Source organism: Agrobacterium sp. InxBP2, from assembly GCF_026191755.1.
Taxonomy (GTDB): Bacteria; Pseudomonadota; Alphaproteobacteria; order Rhizobiales; family Rhizobiaceae; genus Agrobacterium; species Agrobacterium pusense.
On record NZ_JAINDY010000026.1, the window covers coordinates 93697 to 114550 of the forward strand.

The 20854-nt window shown below is 58.4% G+C and carries 14 protein-coding genes, 1 tRNA gene and 2 pseudogenes; 8 read left to right on the forward strand and 9 right to left on the reverse strand.

The genetic code is table 11. The features are described from left to right. Window positions 1–2: 2 nt before the first annotated feature. Entirely contained in the window at window positions 3–710 is a 708-nt protein-coding gene (locus tag K7A42_RS08460; protein ID WP_004437348.1) for a FadR/GntR family transcriptional regulator, read from the forward strand. A gap of 56 nt (window positions 711–766) precedes the next feature. Here K7A42_RS08460 and K7A42_RS08465 read toward each other — a convergent pair whose 3' ends face one another. From K7A42_RS08465 to K7A42_RS08475, 3 genes are read right to left on the reverse strand one after another with little or no spacing between them, the layout of a single operon-like run. Continuing rightward, entirely contained in the window at window positions 767–1894 is a 1128-nt protein-coding gene (locus K7A42_RS08465) for an iron-containing alcohol dehydrogenase (protein WP_112555217.1), read from the reverse strand. Next, window positions 1891–2847, reverse strand: coding sequence for a 4-hydroxythreonine-4-phosphate dehydrogenase PdxA (gene pdxA / locus K7A42_RS08470; protein ID WP_044459553.1), 957 nt, complete (start codon window positions 2845–2847; stop codon window positions 1891–1893). The genes K7A42_RS08465 and pdxA overlap by 4 nt, the downstream gene beginning before the upstream one ends. After that, window positions 2844–4040 carry a sialidase family protein gene (locus K7A42_RS08475; protein ID WP_112555221.1) on the reverse strand — a complete coding sequence of 399 codons (1197 nt, stop codon included), beginning with the start codon at window positions 4038–4040 and terminating at the stop codon, window positions 2844–2846. The genes pdxA and K7A42_RS08475 overlap by 4 nt, the downstream gene beginning before the upstream one ends. 320 nt (window positions 4041–4360) lie before the next feature. Here K7A42_RS08475 and K7A42_RS08480 point away from each other — a divergent pair, with 320 nt between their 5' ends. From K7A42_RS08480 to K7A42_RS08505, 6 genes are all read left to right on the forward strand, one after another. Beyond that, window positions 4361–5869 (forward strand): ABC transporter substrate-binding protein, encoded by a 1509-nt coding sequence (locus tag K7A42_RS08480; RefSeq protein WP_112555225.1) that lies wholly within the window; start codon window positions 4361–4363, stop codon window positions 5867–5869. A gap of 76 nt (window positions 5870–5945) precedes the next feature. Then, on the forward strand, window positions 5946–6860 hold the full coding sequence (locus K7A42_RS08485; RefSeq protein ID WP_044459550.1) for an ABC transporter permease: 915 nt from the start codon (window positions 5946–5948) through the stop codon (window positions 6858–6860). Window positions 6861–6875: 15 nt separating this feature from the next. Then, the gene (locus K7A42_RS08490; RefSeq protein WP_022563330.1) at window positions 6876–7799 is read left to right on the forward strand and encodes an ABC transporter permease; all 924 of its coding nucleotides are present in this window, start codon (window positions 6876–6878) and stop codon (window positions 7797–7799) included. After that, window positions 7792–9435: an ABC transporter ATP-binding protein gene (locus K7A42_RS08495; protein WP_112555227.1), complete on the forward strand. Its 1644-nt coding sequence runs from the start codon at window positions 7792–7794 to the stop codon at window positions 9433–9435. Before K7A42_RS08490 ends, K7A42_RS08495 begins: the two co-directional genes overlap by 8 nt. Then, entirely contained in the window at window positions 9432–10313 is an 882-nt protein-coding gene (locus K7A42_RS08500) for a dihydrodipicolinate synthase family protein (RefSeq protein ID WP_112555229.1), read from the forward strand. Before K7A42_RS08495 ends, K7A42_RS08500 begins: the two co-directional genes overlap by 4 nt. A 197-nt stretch (window positions 10314–10510) precedes the next feature. Then, window positions 10511–10600: transfer RNA gene (locus K7A42_RS08505), tRNA-Ser, on the forward strand. A 219-nt stretch (window positions 10601–10819) separates the two neighbouring features. On the opposite strand, the pseudogene K7A42_RS08510 reads toward K7A42_RS08505, so the two are convergent. The 6 genes and pseudogenes from K7A42_RS08510 to K7A42_RS08535 all read right to left on the reverse strand — a co-directional run bounded on the left by K7A42_RS08510 (window position 10820) and on the right by K7A42_RS08535 (window position 17985). Continuing rightward, window positions 10820–11768: pseudogene (locus K7A42_RS08510) on the reverse strand (DUF3387 domain-containing protein). A 133-nt stretch (window positions 11769–11901) separates the two neighbouring features. After that, window positions 11902–12057: pseudogene (locus tag K7A42_RS26100) on the reverse strand (type I restriction enzyme subunit R domain-containing protein); the annotation flags it as partial. Window positions 12058–12679: 622 nt separating this feature from the next. Beyond that, complete coding sequence (locus tag K7A42_RS08520; RefSeq protein ID WP_162719221.1) at window positions 12680–14290, reverse strand: ABC transporter ATP-binding protein; 1611 nt, start codon at window positions 14288–14290, stop codon at window positions 12680–12682. Window position 14291: 1 nt separating this feature from the next. Further along, on the reverse strand, window positions 14292–15422 hold the full coding sequence (locus K7A42_RS08525) for an ABC transporter permease (RefSeq protein ID WP_112555261.1): 1131 nt from the start codon (window positions 15420–15422) through the stop codon (window positions 14292–14294). Next, the gene (gene oppB / locus K7A42_RS08530; protein ID WP_004437372.1) at window positions 15415–16338 is read right to left on the reverse strand and encodes an oligopeptide ABC transporter permease OppB; all 924 of its coding nucleotides are present in this window, start codon (window positions 16336–16338) and stop codon (window positions 15415–15417) included. The genes K7A42_RS08525 and oppB overlap by 8 nt, the downstream gene beginning before the upstream one ends. Window positions 16339–16389: 51 nt before the next feature. Further along, window positions 16390–17985: a peptide ABC transporter substrate-binding protein gene (locus K7A42_RS08535; protein WP_112555263.1), complete on the reverse strand. Its 1596-nt coding sequence runs from the start codon at window positions 17983–17985 to the stop codon at window positions 16390–16392. A 528-nt stretch (window positions 17986–18513) separates the two neighbouring features. On the opposite strand from K7A42_RS08535, the gene K7A42_RS08540 reads away from it, so the two are divergent. Further along, a complete protein-coding gene (locus K7A42_RS08540; RefSeq protein WP_112555264.1) occupies window positions 18514–20739 on the forward strand; it encodes a putative bifunctional diguanylate cyclase/phosphodiesterase in 2226 nt (741 codons plus the stop codon). Window positions 20740–20854 lie beyond the last annotated feature (115 nt).

A 20854-nucleotide genomic window follows, 5' to 3' on the forward strand; every position in this document is an offset into this window, starting at 1 on the left:
AGATGGGGCTGATGAAAGAAACGGCGCGCAAGGCACTTCCGGACATTATTTTCGAAAGGATGCACCGGGCGATAAAATCCGGCGCCTACAAGCCGGATGAAAGATTGCCGACCGAACATGAACTCGCCATGGAATTCGAAGTGTCCCGGCCGGTCGTTCGCGAGGCACTACGGCGATTACGCGAGCAGGGTTTCATTTACTCCCGCAGGGGTTCCGGCAGCTATGTCCGGGCCTTCGGTTTGCGTGAACCGCTTGGCTTCGGACAGCTGGAAAACGTTGCGGACCTTCTGAATTGCTACGAATTCAGGCTGACGCTCGAGCCCGCGGCGGCCGCTGCCGCGGCATTACGGCATGACGCCGAAAGACTTGCGGCCATCAGGAAGGCGCTTGAGCTGATGCGGGATGCGACCAACCGCCAGTCCCACCGCGAGGATGCCGACTATCAGTTCCACCTTGCCATCGCGCGGGCGGCGCGGAACAGCTATTTCTCCACCGCGATGGAGGCTCTCAAGGATCATATCGCGGTCGGGATGAAATTCCACGGCATGTCCGTAAAGCGCGAGGCCTCAGGCCTGACCCGCGTTTTTGCCGAGCACGAGGCCATCGCAAAGGCGATCGCGGATGGAGATGCCGATTCAGCCCGCCAATTGATGCTGCAGCACCTGACAGGATCGCGCGACCGGCTTTTCGAGTCATCGCACGGAGATTAGGCGGCTCAAGTAAACGGCCCGAGAACCGATGCGCGGTCACGCGCATCGGTTCTGCTTCAGTAGGCGTGACGGTAAATTCCCAGCACGTCCTGCAGGGTCATGTCGACGGGGTTGTTATCCATCAACCTGCGGATGGCATGGGCATCCTCGGCATAGCGGGTCAGATCGGCCTCGGCTGCTCCGTGTTTGGCAAGCGACATTTCGATGCCGAGCGCCGCGCAGAAATCGGTTGCTGCCTTGCGCAGATCACCGGGCGAGAGATGGTCACGAAGCCCCAGCGCTCTGGCCACTTCCGCCGTCTTCGCGGAAACCGCAGGCTGATTGAAGGCCAGCACATGTGGAAAGACGATGGCGTTGGCCAGCCCGTGCGGCAGGCTGAGACGCGTGCCGAGCGGATAGGCGATGGCGTGGCCGGCCGCCGTGTTGACCGGCCCGAGGCAAATGCCGCCATAATAGGAGGCGAGCATCATGCCTTCCCGCGCTTCCGTATCCGATCCGTCGCGAACGGCGCGGGCGAGATATTTCCCGACCAGCGTGAAGCCCATGCGGGCAAAGCCGTCAATCATCGGATGGGCCTTGCGGTTGGTAAAGGCTTCGACGCAATGGGCCATGGCGTCGATGCCTGTTGCCGCAGTTACGGCCGATGGTACGGAGTAGGTGAGTTCCGGATCGAGAATAGCGAAATCCGCGATCAGATATGGGCTTTCGACGGCGATCTTGGTGCCCTTGAGGGGATCGGTGATCAGTGAGCGGATGCCTGCTTCCGAGCCGGTGCCGGCCGTGGTTGCTATCTGCACGAGGCGCGTATCGCGACGGGCGACCTTGTTAGGTCCGGCGACGTCCTCGAGCGTCTGATCTGAATTCCACAATGCGGCGACAAGCTTTGCCACATCCATCACCGAACCGCCGCCGAGGCCGATGATGAGATCGGGCCTGGCAGTGCGCGCCGCGTTGAGAGCGGCGTCCAGTGTCGCCGTATCCGGCTCACCCGGAATGGCGTCGAAGACGGCAAAGGGCCCTTGCAGTTGCAGACGTTCGGCGAATTTTGCCGTCAGCGGCGTTGCGATTACCAGTGTTGAGGCGGTTTTGCCGGCCCAGTCACCAACCTGCGTGACGGTGCCTGCGCCAACCGCGAGCCTGCGCGGCTGGTGGATAAGAATGGGAGCCGTAGACATGGTGCTCATCCCTTTCCACCCTTGCCTGCCACGAGCTTGCGCGCATAGGCGATGGCCGCATTCATGTTGCCGTGATTGGCGATGCCCTTGCCGGCTATGTCGAAGGCGGTGCCGTGATCGACGGAGGTACGGTCTATCGGCAGGTCGACGGAGACATTGACGGCGGTGTCAAAGGCGACGAGTTTGATGGGGATATGCCCCTGATCATGATATTGCGCGACGACGAGATCGAAAGCGCCTGAATAGGCGCGATGAAATACGGTATCGGCGGAAACAGGACCCTGTACTTCGATGCCTTCGGCGCGTGCGGCCGCAACCGCCGGCGCGATCTGATCGTCATCCTCGGTGCCGAAAAGACCGTTTTCGCCGCAATGCGGATTGATGCCCGCCACCGCGATGCGGGGTCGTTCGTAGCCGATGCGCTTCAAGTGGGCGTTGCCGGCGCGAATGGTGGCCAGCACCCGCTCCGTCGTCGCCCGGCGTATGGCCTCCTGCAGCGAAACGTGGGTCGAAACATGAATGACCTTCAGCCGCTCGGACGCGAGCAGCATATAAGCGGCCGAGGCACCTGTCAGGCTGCGCAGCATGCCGGTGTGGCCGTCATAATGATGGCCCGCAAGGTTCAACGCTTCCTTATTGATCGGCGCGGTGACGATGCAGCCGATCCGCCCTGCCTCGGCGTCCCGCACAGCCGTTTCGATGAAGCGGAATGCGGCGTCGCCGGCCACCGGTGAAAGCGTGCCCCAGGGCAAAGGCGCACCCTCAACGGGCAAGTCTGCCACGTGCGGGGCAAGATCGATATCGAGACCGAGCGCCTGCCTTGCTGCCTCCAGCGTGGCGAGGTTTCCGTAAATCCGCGTTGCGGCCTGGTCGGAAGCGGACATTTCAGCAAATGCCCGGACAGTGATCTCGGGGCCAACCCCGCAAGGATCGCCCATCGTGATGCCGATAATATTGCTCATCTTTTTCTCCCGTCCGCAGTTTCGGCCCAGCCGGGCTCCAGCCGCACATATTTGATGGCGCGACGATGATAGGTGTAGCTTGCGTGCAGCGCACCGTCAGGTGTCTCCAGAAGCCATGGATAGGACATTTCCAGGTTTCGGCCATCTGTCGAATCGTTCGACAGACACGTGCCCGGCCCGTCCTCGATCAGGATACGGGTCGGAAAGCTGCGCCCGTCGTCATCGGAAAGGCAGATTGTGACGGGTGCGCGCGGCACACCCCAGACGGGCACGCATCCGCCGCTTGGATCAGCATCCGGCCTGCCATCGTCCTCTCCGAGTTCGTCATAAAGCGAGGCGCGGCGGTCGCTCGACTGGGCGGCGTTGACGGGATTGCAAATCATTGCCAGCCGGCCGCTACCGAGCCTTGTCACGGCGATGGAAGAATTGTTGTTCGGCACATCGGTCGGATGCGGCCTTGACCATGAGCGACCGCCATCCTTGCTTTCGGTGCGGTAGACAAAATCGGCCTGGCGGCGGCGGAAAAAAGCGGAGTGTTGCCCGTCCGTTCCCGCCACCGGGCTCATATGCACGCAGCCGATCGAGTCCGGCAATTCCTGCAATGTCCATGTCTCGCCATCGTCCGTGGAAATGCCGAGCCCTGCCGTATCGTGGCTGCCGTTCCATTTCTGTCCGGGTCGCTGAACGCAACGGAAGATCGGCAACAGCCATGCTCCATCGTCGCGGATGCGCAGCGGCGCGCGGATGAAACAGCCCTTGGGAAGATCGAGAAATCGTCCATCCTCTGAAATGAGCTTCTCCGGTTCCGACCGATTACGATGGATTTTCGCCATGCGGATGCGGCACTCATCTTGATTGCCGGAGGGCTGGGCGGTGTGAAACAGCCAGAGAGCGCCATCCGGCGCGGTGAAAAGAACAGGATTCTGTTCGGAGCGGGCCGTATCATGACTGAGGCGCTGCGGCGCTCCCCAGCGTCCGGCTCCGGGCGTCAGCACGGATGCGAAGATGGAAATATCCGACTTTCCCTCGAGCGTTCCCCCGAACCATGCGCAGAGCAGCACGCCATCGTCCAGAAGATGCAGGAAGCTCGCATGGTTCTGGATCATGGGCGATGGCAGAAAGGCTTCACGCCGTTTTTCTGACGTGACGTGGATATCTCCGGTCATGGCCTGAGCGATGTCATCAGGGGTCATCTTGATCTCCTCTTGGGCAGATGAAAATGACATATTCAAAAAGTTGTCAAGTTTATTATGAAAAAAATATCGTGATATTCATTCGCAGTTTTATATCTAATATATTGATTTACAACAATAAAAATTATAAACAGAGACTGATCTGAAATCGGTAAGGAAAAATAAATTGACAAAAAATGCGATAGCGTCGATGCTTTGATGACGGGTGGAGGAGATGATCATCCGCACGCCATGCTCCCCGATGCGGGAGACGGGGCCTTCAACTGCCTCTTGCGGTCCACCGCCATGTTGCTGAATTTCTGATCTGGGAGGAGAACGGAATGAAGAAGTCATTGATTGCGGGCGCCCTTGTTTTGGGTTCCCTCAGCGCCGCCGGCTCGCCGGCGTTTGCAGCTTCGGGGCCGATCAAGATCGTGCTGGCGGAAGAAGCGGACCTGCTTGAGCCCTGCATGGCCACGCGCTCCAACATTGGCCGTATCATTATGGAAAATGTCAGTGAGACCCTGACCGAGCTTGATGTGCGCGGCAAGAACGGCGTTCAGCCGCGCCTTGCTGAAAAATGGGAGCAGAACTCGGATGGCAGCTGGCGCTTCCACCTGCGTCAGGGCGTGAAATTTTCCGACGGTACGGATTTTGACGCCAAGGATGTGAAGCACAGCTTCGAGCGCATCATGAGCGACAAGAACGCCTGCGAGTCCCGTCGCTATTTCGGCGGCATGACGGTGACGCCGACGGTTGTCGACGACCATACGATCGATTTCAAGACGGATCCGGCCCAGCCGATCCTGCCGCTGCTGATGTCGCTCGTGACCATCGTTCCCGAAGAAACCAAGATGGAATTCATCCGCGAGCCTGTCGGCACCGGGCCCTACAAGCTGACCAACTGGACTCCCGGCCAGCAGATCGTACTGACGTCGCGTGATGATTATTGGGGCAAGAAGCCGCAGGTCACGGAAGCGACCTATCTCTTTCGCGCCGATCCCTCGGTGCGGGCCGCCATGGTGCAGACTGGCGAGGCCGATCTCTCCCCCTCCATTTCACAGCTAGACGCGACAAATCCTAAGACCGATTTTTCCTATCTCGACAGTGAAACGGTCTATATGCGCCTCGATCATAATATCGCGCCGCTGAACGATGTCAGGGTGCGCCGCGCGCTCAACCTTGCCATCGACAGGCAGGCATTTCTCGGCACGCTGGTTCCCGAAGGAGCGGTCCTGGCGACGGCGCTGGTTCCGCCGACCACGCTCGGCTGGAATCCCGACGTCAAGGTCTTCCCCTATGACCCTGAGGGTGCAAAAAAGCTGCTCGAAGAGGCAAAGGCCGCCGGCGTAAAGGTGGATACACCGATCACCATCATCGCGCGCACGGCGAATTTCCCGAACGTTACCGAGATCATGGAAGCGATCCAGCAGCAATTGCAGGAAGTCGGCTTCAAGATCGACCTGAAATTCGTGGAAGTGGCCGAGCACGAAAGCTATTATTCGAAGCCATTCAAGGAAGGCCGTGGACCGCAGATCGTCGCCGCCATGCATGACAATTCCAAGGGCGACCCGTCCTTCACGATGTTCTTCAAATATGCCACCAAGGGTACCCAGTCCGGCTTTTCTGACAAGAAGGTGGATGATCTGATCGAACGCGCCTCCGCAGCCGTGGGTGACGAGCGCGCCAAGCTCTGGTCCGAACTCATCGCTTATCTGCATGATGACGTGGTAGCGGATGTGTTGCTGTTCCACATGGTCGGTTTCTCCCGTGTCTCCGAGCGGTTGGACTTCAAGCCGACCATTGCCACCAACTCGATGCTGCAGCTTTCGGAAATCGGCATCAAATAAGGTCCCGTGTCCTGTCAATGAAGAAGCGGCGGCGCGGCGGAAGCTTCGCCGCCGCATTGAAAAACCGGAGGCAACAATGCTGAGCTTCATCCGAAAACGTTCCTTTGCGAGCCTGATCTCCCTGATCGGCCTCATCGTGATGGTTTTCTTCCTGTCCCGTCTGACGGGGGACCCTGCGGCGCTGTTTCTGCCGGTGGAAGCGTCCGAGGAATTGAAGCAGCAGTTTCGCGCCTTGCACGGTTTGAACGACCCGCTGATGGTGCAGTTTCTGCGCTATGCCGGCGATGTGATGACGGGTGACCTGGGTGAATCTCTCCGAAAGGCGCGCCCGGCGCTGGATGTGGTGCTGGAGGCTTTCGTCTGGACGCTTTGGCTTGCCGTTATCACCATGTCGCTGGTCACCACGGCGGCCATCATCATCGGCTCGCTCGCGGCGTTCCGTTCCGGCGGCTTTTTTGACCGCGTCGCTTCGAGTATCTCACTCATCGGGGCATCCGTGCCGGATTTCTGGCTGGCGATCGTCGCGATCGTGGTTTTTTCCGTCAACCTGGCCTGGCTTCCCACGTCGGGCACAGGGTCCGTGCTGCACTGGATATTACCTATCGCGGTTCTGTTTGTGCGCCCCTTCGGCATTATCGTGCAGGTGGTGCGCGGCGCGATGATCGGCGCTCTGTCCTCGGCCTATGTCAAAACGGCGCGCGCCAAGGGTGTGAAATCGGGTCCGATCATCTTCATCCACGCCTTGCGCAACGCCATGTTGCCCGTGATCACCGTTATCGGCGATCAGGCGGCGAGCCTTCTCAACGGCGCCGTCGTGGTTGAAACCATCTTTGGTTTCCCTGGTGTCGGCAAGCTGATGATCGATTCCATCCTTCAGCGGGATTTCAATGTCGTTCTGGCCGCCATCCTCGTCACGGCGTTGGCCATCTTCCTGATGAACCTTCTGATCGATATCGCCTATGCGCTGCTCGATCCGCGCATCCGGCACTGAGGAGGTCGTCCAGCCATGAGCCTTATGAACGCCGATACTGAGATCATCGATGAACCGTCTTTCGCAACCCGCATGCTGCGCATGTTGTGGGCGGACAAGTTTGCGCTCTGCGCGGCCATCTTTCTCGTCATTGTCGTCATTCTCGCTTTTGTCGGCCCGGCCTGGCTCGGCGATCTCGCGACAAAACAGAACCTGCGCGGGCGCAACCTGGCACCGTTCGACTGGCAGCGCGAGTGGTATTTCTGGCTGGGGGCGGATGCACTCGGCCGCCCGCTTCTCGCGCGCATCGTCGCCGCCACACAAAACACGATGATGATCGCCGCCGGCGCGGTTTTTCTCTCCGCCGTCACCGGAACTGTACTCGGCCTCATCGCCGGTTTTTCCTCCAGCCGCACCGGCCAGATCATCATGCGGCTTGCGGATGTGATCATGTCCTTTCCATCGCTGCTGATTGCGGTCATCGTGCTTTATCTACTGGGCTCCTCCATCCTCAACCTGATGCTGGTACTCGCCATCACACGGATTCCCGTTTATATCCGCACCACCCGGGCGGAGGTGCTGGAGGTGCGCGAACGGATGTTCGTGCAGGCGGCAAGGGTCATGGGCGCTTCGGGAAAACGCATCCTCTTCCGCCACATCCTGCCCGTGGTGCTGCCGACACTGACGACCTTGGCAACGCTTGATTTCGCTTATGTCATGCTCGCGGAAAGCGCGCTGTCCTTCCTCGGCATCGGCATTCAGCCTCCGGAAATCACCTGGGGCCTGATGATTTCGCAGGGGCGGCAATATCTCACCAATGCCTGGTGGCTGTCCTTCTGGCCGGGGCTCGCCATCATTCTCACCACCCTGTCGCTCAACCTGCTGTCCAACTGGCTGCGCATCGCGCTCGACCCGGTGCAGCGTTGGCGGCTGGAAATGAAGGGCCGTAAAAATGGCTGACCATCTTCTCGAGGTGCGCAATCTTTCCGTGGAATTCCACACCGTAAGCGGTGTCGTGCATGCGGTGAAGGATGTCTCCTACCATATCGACCGAGGTGAGACGCTGGCGATCCTTGGCGAAAGCGGTTCCGGCAAGTCGGTATCCTCGTCGGCCATCATGAACCTCATCGACATGCCGCCCGGCCGAATCGGCGGTGGAGAAATATTGCTCGACGGCAAGGACCTGCTGACCATGCCGACCGAGGCGCGCCGCGAGATCAATGGCCGGCGCATCGCCATGATCTTTCAGGATCCGCTCAGCCATCTCAACCCGGTTTACACTGTTGGCTGGCAGATCCGGGAGGCAATGACCACGCATGGCATGGGCAAGGCCGCGGCAGAAGCGGAAGCGAGGCGGCTTATAGCGCGTGTGGGCATTCCCGATCCTGACAGGGCGCTGACGAAATATCCGCATGAATTTTCCGGCGGCCAGCGCCAGCGCGTGATGATCGCCATGGCGCTGGCGTTGCGCCCCGATCTTCTGATCGCCGATGAACCCACCACCGCGCTCGACGTGACGGTGCAGGCGGAAGTGCTTTCGCTGCTCAGGGAACTGCAGCGGGAAACGGGCATGGCAGTGCTCATCATTACCCATGATCTCGGCGTAGTCGCCGAAATTGCCGACCGGGTCGTGGTGATGGAGAAGGGCGTTCTGGTAGAGGCCGGCACAGTTCGCGAGGTTTACAGCAATCCGCAGCACCCCTACACCCGCAAGCTGATCAACGCCGCCCCCGGCCGGGGCGAGATGCATGAGCCGAACGCAACGGGTGAGCCATTGCTCAGCGTGCGCAATGTGCGCAAGCGTTACGGCGCCTTCGAGGCGTTGAAAGGTGTCTCTTTCGACCTGATGGCCGGAGAAACCATCGCCGTCGTCGGCGAAAGCGGTTCCGGCAAGTCGACGCTCGCCCGCATCCTGCTGCGGCTCGATGAGCCGGATGCCGGCAGCGCCGTCTGGAAGGGGCGCGACCTGTTCAGGCTGTCGCCAGCGGAGCTTTATGCGCTTCGGCGCGATCTGCAAATGGTGTTTCAGGACCCTACCCAGTCGCTCAATCCCCGCATGACGGTGTTCCAGCTGATTTCCGAAGCCTGGGTCATCCATCCGGACATAGTGCCGAGGGCGAAATGGCGCGAACGGGTTGCCGAATTGCTGCAGCAGGTGGGTCTTTCACCGGATCATATGCGCCGGTATCCGCATCAGTTTTCCGGCGGCCAGCGGCAGCGCATCGCCATTGCCCGGGCGCTGGCGCTGGAGCCGAAGCTGATCATCTGCGACGAAGCGGTTTCTGCACTCGACGTTTCGGTTCAGGCGCAGGTTATTGCGCTGCTGGACAAGCTGCGCCGCGAAATGGGCCTCTCTTTTATCTTCATCGCTCACGACCTGCCGGTGGTGCGGGATTTTGCCGATCACGTCATGGTCATGCAGCGCGGGGAGGTGGTGGAATTCGGCACCGTCCGCCAGATTTTCGAAGCGCCGGGCGAGGCTTACACGCGCGCGCTCCTTTCAGCCAGTCTCGACCCCGACCCCGATAGGGAGTCCGGACATAAGGCTGCATCGCCTGTCCAGGCCACCGGAAATTCAAGCGGAGTTCTTTCATGAGCAAACAAGCCTTCGTTGCGCTCGTCACCTGTTTTAATGAAGACGAAACCATCAATTATGAGGCGACGCGTGCGCAGGTGCGCCGCCAGGTAGCCGCCGGCAACAACATCATGTGCGCCGGTACCAACGGCGATTTTACCGCGCTGACGTATGATGAAAAGATCCGGCTGACGGAGGAGGTGGTGGATGAGGTGGCCGGCCGCGCCAGGGTCATCGTGAATGCCGGCATGCCGGCCACCTTCGAAACCCTGCAGCTCGCGAGATCCTTCGACCGTATTGGTGTCGACGGCATCGCCGTCATCACGCCCTTCTTCATCGCCTGTACGCAGGATGGCCTGATCCGCCATTTCTCGACGGTGGCCGACGCTGTCGACACGCCGGTCTATCTCTATGACATTCCCGCCCGCACCCAGAACCACATAGAACCGGAAACCGCCCGCAAACTCGCCACTCACGGCAATATCGCCGGCATCAAGGATTCCGGCGGTGCACAGCAGACGCTCGAAGCCTATCTTCGGGTGGCGAAGGATGTGCCCGGCTTCGAGGTCTATTCCGGCCCGGACCATCTCGTTCTGTGGTCGCTGCAGAACGGTGCGGCAGGCTGCATTTCCGGTCTCGGCAACGCACTTCCGGACGTCCTCGCCGGCATTCTTGATGCTTTCAACGCCGGCGACATCGCCGAAGCCGAACGCCAGCAGGCCATTTATGCGGCTTTCCGCACCGATCTTTATGCCCTCGGTTTCGCGCCGGCCATGGTAAAACGTTCGCTTTATCTCCAGGACCCTTCCGTCGGCGCCAGCCGACAGCCGGCGCTCCTGCCGGATCCTGATCAGGATGACCGGATCATTGACATCCTCCGGCGCTATCAGCGCCTGTAAACCCGATCAATCAATCACACGCGCCTGGCAAAATCCGAGGCGTGTCATCAGTAAATATCGGCAAAAACAATCAAACTCCAACCCCATTCCGTGAGCTCGTTCAAGACGAATAATTTGTGACACAAACGCGAAATTCCGCTTGTCAGCCCGGCCATTGATGTTTAAGAGGAGCGCGCAACGCAAGCGTTCGCGCATGCGGAGAGGTGGCAGAGTGGTCGAATGCACCGCACTCGAAATGCGGCATACCTGCAAGGGTATCGTGGGTTCGAATCCCACCCTCTCCGCCATTGATGCAAAAAAGCGTAATTTTATCAATGTGTTGTAATTAATTTGCGCCTTCGCCTCACAAAGTGACCCACATAATTGTTGTGTGAGGATCATCATCGTTGGCTTGGCTGTTAGATAAGTGTCGCGAACGTCGCACCGTGGGTAAAGTCTTCGTGCCTAGGCCTCGAAAAAGTTCGCTTTGCGCTCTTGGTTGACCAAAGAGTGCAGTGGCGTTTTCTTCAGCCTCGACTTATCTCATGCAAAAGTAGCTCTGCCTGTGCGAGCACCATTTGTATGGCCTCCTGCTCCAGGTCTGGCGGATATCCAAACTTCTTGAGGATGGGTTTCACTAGGATGCGCCAGTTCGTGGGCGATCACACGCAACTGTTCGCTACCCATGACCTCGACGGCCGTCTCATTGCCAGCAAGCGCGTCATAAAAGGCGATCTCCTCCGGAGAGAGACCAAGCTCATCACCACGTGCGGTCGCCGTTTGGATCTCCTTCGCCAGCGCGATCAGTTCCTGAATCATTTCGACCGTCGAAATCGCATTGGCATGATACCGGGCCACCGCCTCCGCAAGGCGTCGAGAGAAGGTCTTGGACTGAACGACGTTGGTTTTGGACTGGCTCTTGATCTCCCCGTTCAGAAGCTTCTTCAGAGCTTCCAGCGCGAGGTTCTTCTTTTCCATCTTCTGGACGTCCATCAGGAACTGGTCAGAGAGAACAGAGATGTCGGGCGACTGCCGCCCCGCAGCCTTCAGGATGTCTACGATCTCGGCGTTGGCTACGGCCTGGTTGAGAAGCTGCTCCACCGCCATTGATTTGGCCTTGTCGGACATCTTGCCGGTAGCCGTGGTTTTCACCAGAGCGGCGCGAACGGCCTGGAAGAAGCACACCTCATCACGAATTTCCGTTGCCGCATCGCTGGCGGAGGCAAGGGCATAGGCCTTGCTCAGCTCCAAAACCGCATCCTGATATCGGCGATGCGCCTGCTTCTTGACCTCTGGGCTTTCGACTTTTGCTGCTTCCGCCTGCTGCCACTTCAAGATCCAGTCGATGCCGTCTGCCAGCGCCTTCAGCCGCTCGATAGGCTTGCCCGTGACACCCAAGGCTGTAGTCATGCCCGGTGAACATGCCCCGGACGATCTCGTATTTCTCCAGGAGGACGGCGACGGCTTCCTCTTCATCAATCCCTGTCTTGTCTCGATCGGATTGGGAATACTGCGCGAGCGCCTTCTTCAGGTTGGTGGCGATGCCGATGTAATCGACCACGAGGCCGTCTGGCTTCTCCTTGAAGACACGGTTGACGCGGGCGATCGCCTGGATCAACCCATGACCGCGCATCGGCTTGTCGATATACATCGTGTGCATGCAGGGCGCATCGAAGCCCGTCAGCCACATGTCGCGCACGATGACCAATTTCAGCGGATCATCGACCTTTCGCGCCCGCTTGGCGAGATCGTCGCGGCCGGACATTGCCTTGGCGACCCTCGCCGTCCGGATGCAAATCGACTGTCATGTCTGCTAACAGGATAGATCAATCCGGTGCTTGGGTGAAGCCAGTTTATGTCAGGCAATACTTACGATCGATCATCGAGTGGGAAGACGATCGTCTTTAGTCGGTCGAGGGCGTTCAACGGCTGATGAGGGCGGAAGTTTGCATGGTCCGATTGCCGGTCTTTCCTGGCATTTCCACGTCATCGAACATTCGAAGAGCGAGCAAAAAAATGATAACCAGCGGCAGGCGGGTAATAACGGGCTCCTGTGCTCCTAAGGGATGACGCGTGGTCGTCAGCTCGCACGTCCGCAATGGCGAGGCGCCCTGAGGTTTGTGCGAAATCAGCACCCTCGATAGTGCCCGGCGTTCAATACCGGTTGCAATGACGCGCGCAACGAGCGCATCGACCTCTCAACGGTCGGCAAGGCTCTGACAAGTCGCGAGCCTCACAATTGAGCGACTAAGGAGGTGCTAACCCCGATATGTTGCACTGTGCCACCCGCGCCGGACGTCATAGCCTGATGAGCACCTGCCCAAAAGCAACTGGTTTCGCGCGGGCGGGACTACGGCGCTGCGGTCTGCGTGCGCTCCTTTTTTTATCTACGGCACGACGGCGGGCGAAAAAGCTGATTTGATAAGTGTTCTAGTGTACTCAGCCGAAGGCCGGTTGAAGATGGCGTTTGTCTCTCCCTCCTCGACAATCTTTCCGTTTCTCATGACGATGACGTAATCCGAAATGGCCTTGATGACGGACAGGTCGTGGCTGATGAAGATATAGGAAAGGCCGTGGGCCTTCTGTAGATCACGCAGGAGGTCGATAACCTGGCCCTGAACGGACCGGTCCAGCGCCGACGTGGGTTCGTCAAGAATGATGACCTCTGGTTTGAGAATAATGGCGCGGGCAATGGCGATACGTTGGCGTTGCCCCCCGGAAAATTCGTGGGGGTAGCGGTTGCGGGCGGCGGGATCGAGGCCCACTTCCTTCAGCGCCTCGATTGCGCGCCTGTCCCGTTCCGTACGGTTGAGGTTCTGGTCGTGGACGAAGAGCCCCTCGGTGATGATCTCGCCTACTGTCTGTCGCGGCGAAAGCGAACCATAGGGGTCCTGGAACACCAGTTGGAGATGCCGCCGTAGCGGCCGCATGGCCTTTCGATCAAGCCCGGTGATTTCCTGTTTTCCGAAGAAAATCCGGCCATCGGCCTGGATCAGGCGCAGCAGAGCGCGACCGAGCGTGGATTTGCCTGACCCGGATTCGCCAACAATGCCGATCGTCTGTCCCTGATGAAGATTGACGTTCACGCCATCAACGGCCCGGAACTTGCTCGATTTCGACAGGAAGCCGCCCGGAATTGTGTAATCGATCGTTACGGTCTGGCCGGAAAGCACGATCGGAGCCTCTCGGCTGACTGCAGGCTTGTTCCCTCGGGGCTCGGCATCGAGAAGCATCCGGGTATAATCCGCCTTCGGGCGCTCGAAGATATCCTCCGTTGTCCCAGCCTCCACGATTTCCCCCCGTCGCATGACCGCGACGCGATCGGCAAAGTGGCGGACGACACCGAGATCATGCGTGATCAGCACGATCGCCATCCCGAAACGCTGCTGCAGCGACTTCAAAAGATCAAGGATCTGGGCCTGGATCGTAACGTCGAGGGCGGTGGTCGGCTCATCCGCAATCAGGATGTCCGGCTCGTTCGCGAGCGCCATGGCGATCATGACGCGCTGGCGCTGACCACCGGAAAGCTCGTGAGGATAGCTGTCTATACGCCGCTCGGGCTCCGGAATTCCGACGAGCCTCAGCAGTTCGAGAACGCGTGCGCGCGCCTCCTTTTTACTGCCACCGCGGTGGTGAATGATCGGCTCGGCGATCTGCGCACCGATCCGGTAGAGAGGATCGAGCGAGGTCATCGGCTCCTGGAAGATCATGGTGACTTTCGCGCCACGGATTTTGTTCAGCTCGCCGACAGGCAGTCCAAGAAGTTCCTTTCCGCGATATTTCGCCGAGCCGCTGATGGCGCCATTGGATGCAAGCAACCCCATGATGCCCATCATTGTCTGGCTTTTGCCCGAACCGGACTCGCCGACGACTGCGAGCGTTTCGCCCTGTTTAACGTCAAGGTCGATGCCCTTGACGGCATGGACAGTGCCATCCGGCGTGGTGAAATCGACCTTGAGGTCGCGAACGGAAAGAATGGTGTCAGTTGTCGTCTTCATGTCAACGATCCTTGGGATCGAGTGCATCACGCAACCCATCGCCGACGAAATTCAGCGAAAACAGGGTCAGCACGAAAAAGATCGCCGGGAATATCAGAAGCCACGGGGCGGACTGGATATTGTTGGCACCTTCGGAAATCAGCGCTCCCCAACTTGTCAACGGCGCCTGAACGCCGAGCCCGAGGAAGGATAGGAAGCTTTCCAGAAGAATGACTTTGGGCACGACGACCGTAACGAAAACGACCACGGGTCCGATTGTATTGGGGATGATATGACGGCGGATAATCTGCCAGTCGCTTAGTCCCAGAGCCTGCGCCGCACTGACAAACTCCCGTCGTTTCAAGGCGAGTGTCTGGCCACGCACGATGCGCGCCATGTCCAGCCATTCCACTGCGCCGATGACGAGGAAGATCAGGATGAAGCTGCGGCCAAAAAAGACGACCAGAACCACAACCAGGAAGACGAACGGCAGTGAATAGAGGATTTCGACGAAGCGCATCATCACGTTGTCGACGCGCCCGCCGATATAGCCCGCTGTTGCACCGTAGACCACGCCAATTCCCAAGGAAACGAGGCTCGCCAGGACACCGACCGCAATCGAAATCTGACCGCCAAGCATGACGCGCGCAAGCATGTCGCGGCCGTTGGAATCTGTACCGAAGAAAAAGTATTCGCGGTTGACGTCGCCTTCCAGCTTCAGCGTGCGTCCGTCGTCTTCGGTCGCAGTCACCCTGGTATTTTTGAATTCATTTGCACGGTCGAAGTAGCGTGTTGCGCGCGGATCGATTGCGCTGCTGGAGGCGATGGTCGCCGTGAAAGTCTGGCCTTCAACGGCAAATTCCTTCAGCTCGACGCGGGCCCGGCTCGCAACACCCTCCATCACGTCCTGAAGGTTATTCACATCCGGGCGTGGCTCGAGACTGGGCGCCACCGAGACATAGGAGGAAAACACCTGATCATAGGTATGTGCCAGGAAATGAGGCCCGACGAACGAGAACAGAGTGATAAGGAGCAACATGACGGAACCCGCCATGGCCGCCTTGTTGCGTCTGAAACGCAGGGCTGCCAGCTGGAACAGGCTGCGGCTTTTGATTTGTTGCGAATGAGGGTTAGTGCCGGGGCTATCAGTCATGTCTGACCCTCGGATCAAGAAGGCCGTAGAGAATATCGACGACTAGATTGAACAGGATGACGAAAATGGCGACGAGAACAACGGTGCCCATCACCAGCGTATAGTCACGATTGATGGCGCCGAGAACGAAGTAGCGGCCGACACCGGGAATGGTGAAGATCGTTTCGATGACTGCCGAGCCAGTCAAAAGCGCGGCGGCGCAGGGAGCGAGATAGGAAACGACCGGCAGCATTGCCGCGCGCATGGCGTGGAAAACGACGACGCTGCGCGCGGGAAGGCCATAGGCCTTGGCCGTGCGGATGTGGTCCATTCGCAGTGCCTCGATCATGGCACCGCGCGTCAGCCGGGCAATGACCGCAAGCTGCGGCAGCGCAAGTGCGATCATCGGAAGAATGAGGTAGCGTAGCGACCCGTCACCCCAGCTGCCTGCCGGAAGAAGCCCGAGCAGCACGGCAAATACAAGCGTGAGAACAGGGGCCACGACGAAGTTCGGGACGGTGACGCCCACTGTCGAGATTGACATGATCGAGAAATCGAAAGCGCTGTTTTGCCTGAGTGCTGCGAGCGTGCCGGCGAGCACGCCGCCCACCAGAGCCAGCAACAGAGCATAACAACCCAGTTCGAGCGAATAGGGTAGGCCCTTGCCGATCAGCTGCGCGACGGTGTTGTCCTTATAGATGTAGCTTGGGCCAAAATCGCCGGTGACGGCATTGCCGAGATAGATGAGATACTGGCGCCATAGTGGCTCATCCAGATGATAGGTTCTCATCAGATTTTCCATGGTCTGCGGGGGGAGAGGACGTTCGAGATTGAACGGACCACCGGGCGCAAAACGCATCAGGAAAAACGAGATCGTGACGACGATAAACAACGTCGGCACGGCGCTCGCCAAACGGCGCAGAATAAACGAGATCATGTTTTTGGGCTCCGGCATGGCACGGTGGCGGGGCCACCGTGCCAGTGCTGCTTATTCGGAAACGCTCAGGAAGCGGCTGAGGTGTTGATTGGCAGCGTTGTCCACCCAACCCTTGACGCGGTTGGACACTAGCCAAAGATCGGCCTGCGTCAGAAGCGGCGCTACCGGCTGTTCCTTCATGAGGATTGCTTCGGCCTCGTGCAGCAGCTTGGAGCGAGCTGCCGGATCCTTTTCCTCATAGGACTTCTTCAGCAATGCATCATACTCGGCGTTGTTGAACTTCGAGTAATTGAAGGTCTTGTTGGACGAGATGGAGAGCGCAAGGAAGTTTTCCGCATCCGCATAGTCAGCGACCCAGCCAGCACGCGCCACATTGAACCTGCCGCCTTCCTGGAGGTAGCCGTAGTGCGAGGCAACGTCGAGGTTCACGAGGGAGACCTTGGCGCCGAAGGTGTTTTTCCACATGTCGGCAATGGCGGTCGCAACGCGTTCGTGGTTGGGGTTGGTATTGTACCGGATTTCGATGGATAAAGGCTTGCCGCCTTCACCGTAACCCGCCTCCTTCATGAGCTTTAGAGCTTCGTCTTCGCGATCAAGCTGCGACAGGGTTGCAAAGTCGGCCTTGGCGGGCTCACCGTAGGAATCCATGCCGGGTGGAACCATCGAATAGGCCGGAACCTGCGAGCCGCTGTAGATTTCCTTGGCGAGGAATTCGCGGTCGACAGCCATGGATAGCGCCCGGCGCACGCGGACGTCGTCATATGGCGCTTCGCGCGTATCGAAGGTGTAGTAGTAGGTCGCGAGCGTCGGTGAAACGTGCACCTGGTCGCCATAGGATTTGCGCAGACGGTCGATCTGGTCAGCTGAAAAATTGTAGGCGAGGTCCATTTCCTTCGCCTCGAAACGGCGAACGGAGGCGGCCTGGTCGTCAACCGGGTAGAAGATCACCTTGTCGATCTTGGTATTGGCAGCGTCCCAGAAATTGGTGTTCTTGACCACAGTGAGGCTGTCGTTCGGAACATGAGCTTCGAGTTTGTAGGCGCCGTTCGACACCATCACGCCCGGTTTCACGAAATCCGCGCCGTTCTTTTCGTAACTCGCCTTGGAAATGGGCAGAGCCGTTTGATGGGCGAGCAGTTCAAGGAAGAACGGCGTCGGCCGCTCGAGCGTGATCTCCAGGGTCTTGTCATCCACCGCCTTGACGCCAAGCTGGTCAACAGGCGTTTCGCCCTTGTTGATCTTTTCGGCGTTCTTGATCGGGTAGAGAATATTGGCGTATTTCGCTGCGGTCTTCGGGTCTTCGACGCGCTTATAAGAGAAGACAAAATCTTCCGCCGTCACGGGTGTACCGTCCGACCACTTCGCATCGGCGCGCAGTTTGAACGTGTAAACGGTACCATCGTCAGACAGCGTCCAGCTTTCGGCCGTGCCCGGAATGATCTTGCCGGTCGCGTCATAGATGGTCAGACCTTCATAGAGATCCTTGACGATGAAGGCCTCGATGTTGATGGAGGTCTGTGCCTGATCGAGCGTCTGTGGTTCGCCGGCATTACCGCGGTGTAACACTGTTTCTGCAAGCGCAGAGCTCGCCCCCAAGAGAAGCGCAGCCATCACCACCGCGACCCGAGACCTAGCATTTATCGACATTTTTTCTTTCCCCGTGACTATTGAGCCGACAAATATGGCCAAATCGCCAGGAAGCGCAACCGAGACGAAATCATCAGGTAAAATTGCCACTGCAGAGCCAGGGGTAGGAGAAGCGGACGCAGCGCGTGCCCGAACTTCAAATAACGAACCTCAAAATGCGCACGCCCGTGAAGCGACGGTGCTCCACCGTTTTGACCAGTCGCCCAAATTTTCTGTTATTTTGGTGCCTCATCGCGTCTGGCAACTTTGCAGTCGGGCTGAGCGCCGGCAAGCCAAGAGGTTGCCATCGTAAGCCAAGTTGGAAGCGGACCGGCACCGGGTGTTACTCCTGCGGAATGAAAATACCATCGTTACAACCATGTCGGTGGAGAGATTGCCAGGTCGCTCCGTGACAGCGCAATCCCTCTTTCGAAACCGTTTTGTGCGGCACCGTACGAAAGCGATTTCGACCGGACTTAACCATGTTGGTTCCAGCCGCTTTAAGTTTCGTTCACGTAGTCTGGACGAAACACAGGCGGATATGAAACGATGCAAACCCTTCTGCAGTCGAAATGGTTTTGGAGATTTAGCCTGCCCGTCATGGCGTCATTCGCCATCTGCGGGCTGCTTCTCTTGTCACTCTATTTTGCGGCGATCGCAAGCGACGGTATCGCAGTTGCAAGGCAGCGTGACGTGGTCGCCCTGACGGTATCGAAACTCAAGTCATCGATTGCTCATGATCAGGAAAGCGCCACTGTCTGGGATGACGCCGTCACGAACTCCCTTGCCCGTAATCCAGACTGGATGGAAACCAATCTCGGCGTATGGATGAATACCTATTTCGGACACGATGCAGCAATCGTGCTGACAGCGGACCTTGATCCGATCTATCAATTTCTTGTCGATCACAATGACGCGTCCACCGCCGATGGTTTGCGGACCGCCTATCTCCCGTTAGCGACGAAGCTGAAGGAACGCCTTATCGCAGGCGATCAGGACGGAACGAGTAGCAAGGTGCTCTCCATAGGAGAAGCCGACATCGTCTACGTTGGCTCACGTCCGGCGATCGTAAGCATAAAACCGATCGTTTCCGACACGGGTGATATCGAGCAGCAACCGGGGCGAGAAAATCTGCATGTTGCGGTCCGATTTCTGGACGGAGATCTCGCAGCAACGGTGGGGCAGGAATACCAGTTCGAAAATCTTCGATTTGCCCTTCATCAGCCAACGGACCCGCGTTTTTCTTATCTTGCGTTGCATTCAACATCCGGACAGGTCGTTGGCTACTTCGAATGGCAGCCGTTCAGGCCCGGCCAGCAAGTCCTTGAAGCTACCATTCCCGCGATCGCATTTGCTTTTTTTGCCATATTCAGTGCAGCGAGCGTCGGCGGAAACGCCCTCTGGAGACGGTCGAACCGATTGAAGGCGAACCAGGAGCAGTTGCAGTATCAGGCGGCACACGACATTCTAACCGGCCTTGCCAATCGATCGGAATTCAATGCGAGAGTTGCGACCGCCGCGCAAAATGCGAGGGAAGACGAGGCACACGCCGTGCTGTTCATCGATCTCGACAGGTTCAAGGAGGTGAACGATTCACTTGGACATCCTGCAGGCGATAGATTGATATCACTTGTCGGGGCGCGGCTCACGAGCCTTTTGCCCGACAGTCTTGTTGCGCGGATCGGTGGTGATGAATTTACCGTCCTTGTCACATCGAACGATTTGCTAAAGCCCGAGCATGTTGCAAAAGCCATTGTGGACGACCTTCGATTGCCTTTCGAGATCGAGGAGACGCAAGTCACAATTGGTGCCAGCGTCGGAGTGGCCGTAAAGAACGGCGCCTTTGATGCAAACGAGGCGATACGTCAGGCCGACATCGCACTGTATCACGCCAAAGCAGCTGGCAGGAATACTTACGCAATATTCGGCGAGCACATGGACGAGTTGCTTCGCAAGAGAAGGGCTATGGAAGCTGACCTGCGGAAGGCGGTCAACGGCCGCGCGGAGATAGAGATATTCTATCAGCCAGTCTTCTCAGCACGGGACGGGATGCTCTGTTCCCTCGAGGCGCTGGCCCGATGGAACCACCCCACACTTGGATACGTAAGCCCCGGAGAGTTTATTCCGCTGGCCGAAGAGTGCGGTTTGATCCACGAAATCGGAGCCATTGTGCTAGAAGACGCCTGTTCCATGCTGGCGCACTTTCCCGACATCGACATCGCGCTCAACGCCTCCTTGCTGGAACTGTGTTCGCCGGCCTATCCGCTGAACGTGATTGCTGCGCTCGAAAAATGGAAGGTTTCGGCTAACCGCCTGGAAATCGAAATAACGGAAAGCGCAGCTACCGGAGAGGACGGCCGATCGGAACGGACCATTGCGGCCCTGCGCGCAGCCGGAGTCAGATTTGCGATTGATGATTTCGGAACAGGATATTCGTCATTCTCGCGGGTTCAAAAGATTGAGGTGGATCGCATCAAGATTGACAGATCATTCATCGAGGAAATCCACAGAAGCGACAACAGGGCCCTCGTCACTGCCATGATCAATGTCGCGCGGGCCAAGGGGTTGAAGATTACGGCTGAGGGTGTTGAGACAACGGAGCAGCGCGATGCTCTGGAGAGCCTCGGTTGCCATCATCTGCAGGGCTTTCTACTCGCACGGCCCTTGTCGCCGAATGCTGCTCGCGCGCTGCTCTCGACCCCTGATCCCGTCTCGACGCTGCCCGGTCACGCGGGTTTCTGGCCTGACCGACAGTCGTATAACGTAAACTGCTGATCAACCGTCGCACTCCGCGGCGGGCGGAGCCAGGTAACTCTGCTCCCCCGCTTGTTCCTCGCCCTGTTATCGCAAAACACGACCTGCTTTTGGCGAAATGCTTCGTTCGTCTCAA

Excerpts from the sequence above, each read along its gene's own strand:
- K7A42_RS08475 (WP_112555221.1), bottom strand. The coding sequence starts at position 4,040 with ATGACCCCTGATGACATCGCTCAGGCCATGACCGGAGATATCCACGTC.
- K7A42_RS08485 (WP_044459550.1), top strand. The coding sequence starts at position 5,946 with ATGCTGAGCTTCATCCGAAAACGTTCCTTTGCGAGCCTGATCTCCCTG.
- K7A42_RS08480 (WP_112555225.1), top strand. The coding sequence starts at position 4,361 with ATGAAGAAGTCATTGATTGCGGGCGCCCTTGTTTTGGGTTCCCTCAGC.
- K7A42_RS08495 (WP_112555227.1), top strand. The coding sequence starts at position 7,792 with ATGGCTGACCATCTTCTCGAGGTGCGCAATCTTTCCGTGGAATTCCAC.
- K7A42_RS08525 (WP_112555261.1), bottom strand. The coding sequence starts at position 15,422 with ATGACTGATAGCCCCGGCACTAACCCTCATTCGCAACAAATCAAAAGC.
- oppB (WP_004437372.1), bottom strand. The coding sequence starts at position 16,338 with ATGATCTCGTTTATTCTGCGCCGTTTGGCGAGCGCCGTGCCGACGTTG.
- K7A42_RS08500 (WP_112555229.1), top strand. The coding sequence starts at position 9,432 with ATGAGCAAACAAGCCTTCGTTGCGCTCGTCACCTGTTTTAATGAAGAC.
- K7A42_RS08540 (WP_112555264.1), top strand. The coding sequence starts at position 18,514 with ATGCAAACCCTTCTGCAGTCGAAATGGTTTTGGAGATTTAGCCTGCCC.
- K7A42_RS08465 (WP_112555217.1), bottom strand. The coding sequence starts at position 1,894 with ATGAGCACCATGTCTACGGCTCCCATTCTTATCCACCAGCCGCGCAGG.
- K7A42_RS08460 (WP_004437348.1), top strand. The coding sequence starts at position 3 with ATGGGGCTGATGAAAGAAACGGCGCGCAAGGCACTTCCGGACATTATT.
- K7A42_RS08535 (WP_112555263.1), bottom strand. The coding sequence starts at position 17,985 with ATGTCGATAAATGCTAGGTCTCGGGTCGCGGTGGTGATGGCTGCGCTT.
- pdxA (WP_044459553.1), bottom strand. The coding sequence starts at position 2,847 with ATGAGCAATATTATCGGCATCACGATGGGCGATCCTTGCGGGGTTGGC.
- K7A42_RS08520 (WP_162719221.1), bottom strand. The coding sequence starts at position 14,290 with ATGAAGACGACAACTGACACCATTCTTTCCGTTCGCGACCTCAAGGTC.
- K7A42_RS08490 (WP_022563330.1), top strand. The coding sequence starts at position 6,876 with ATGAGCCTTATGAACGCCGATACTGAGATCATCGATGAACCGTCTTTC.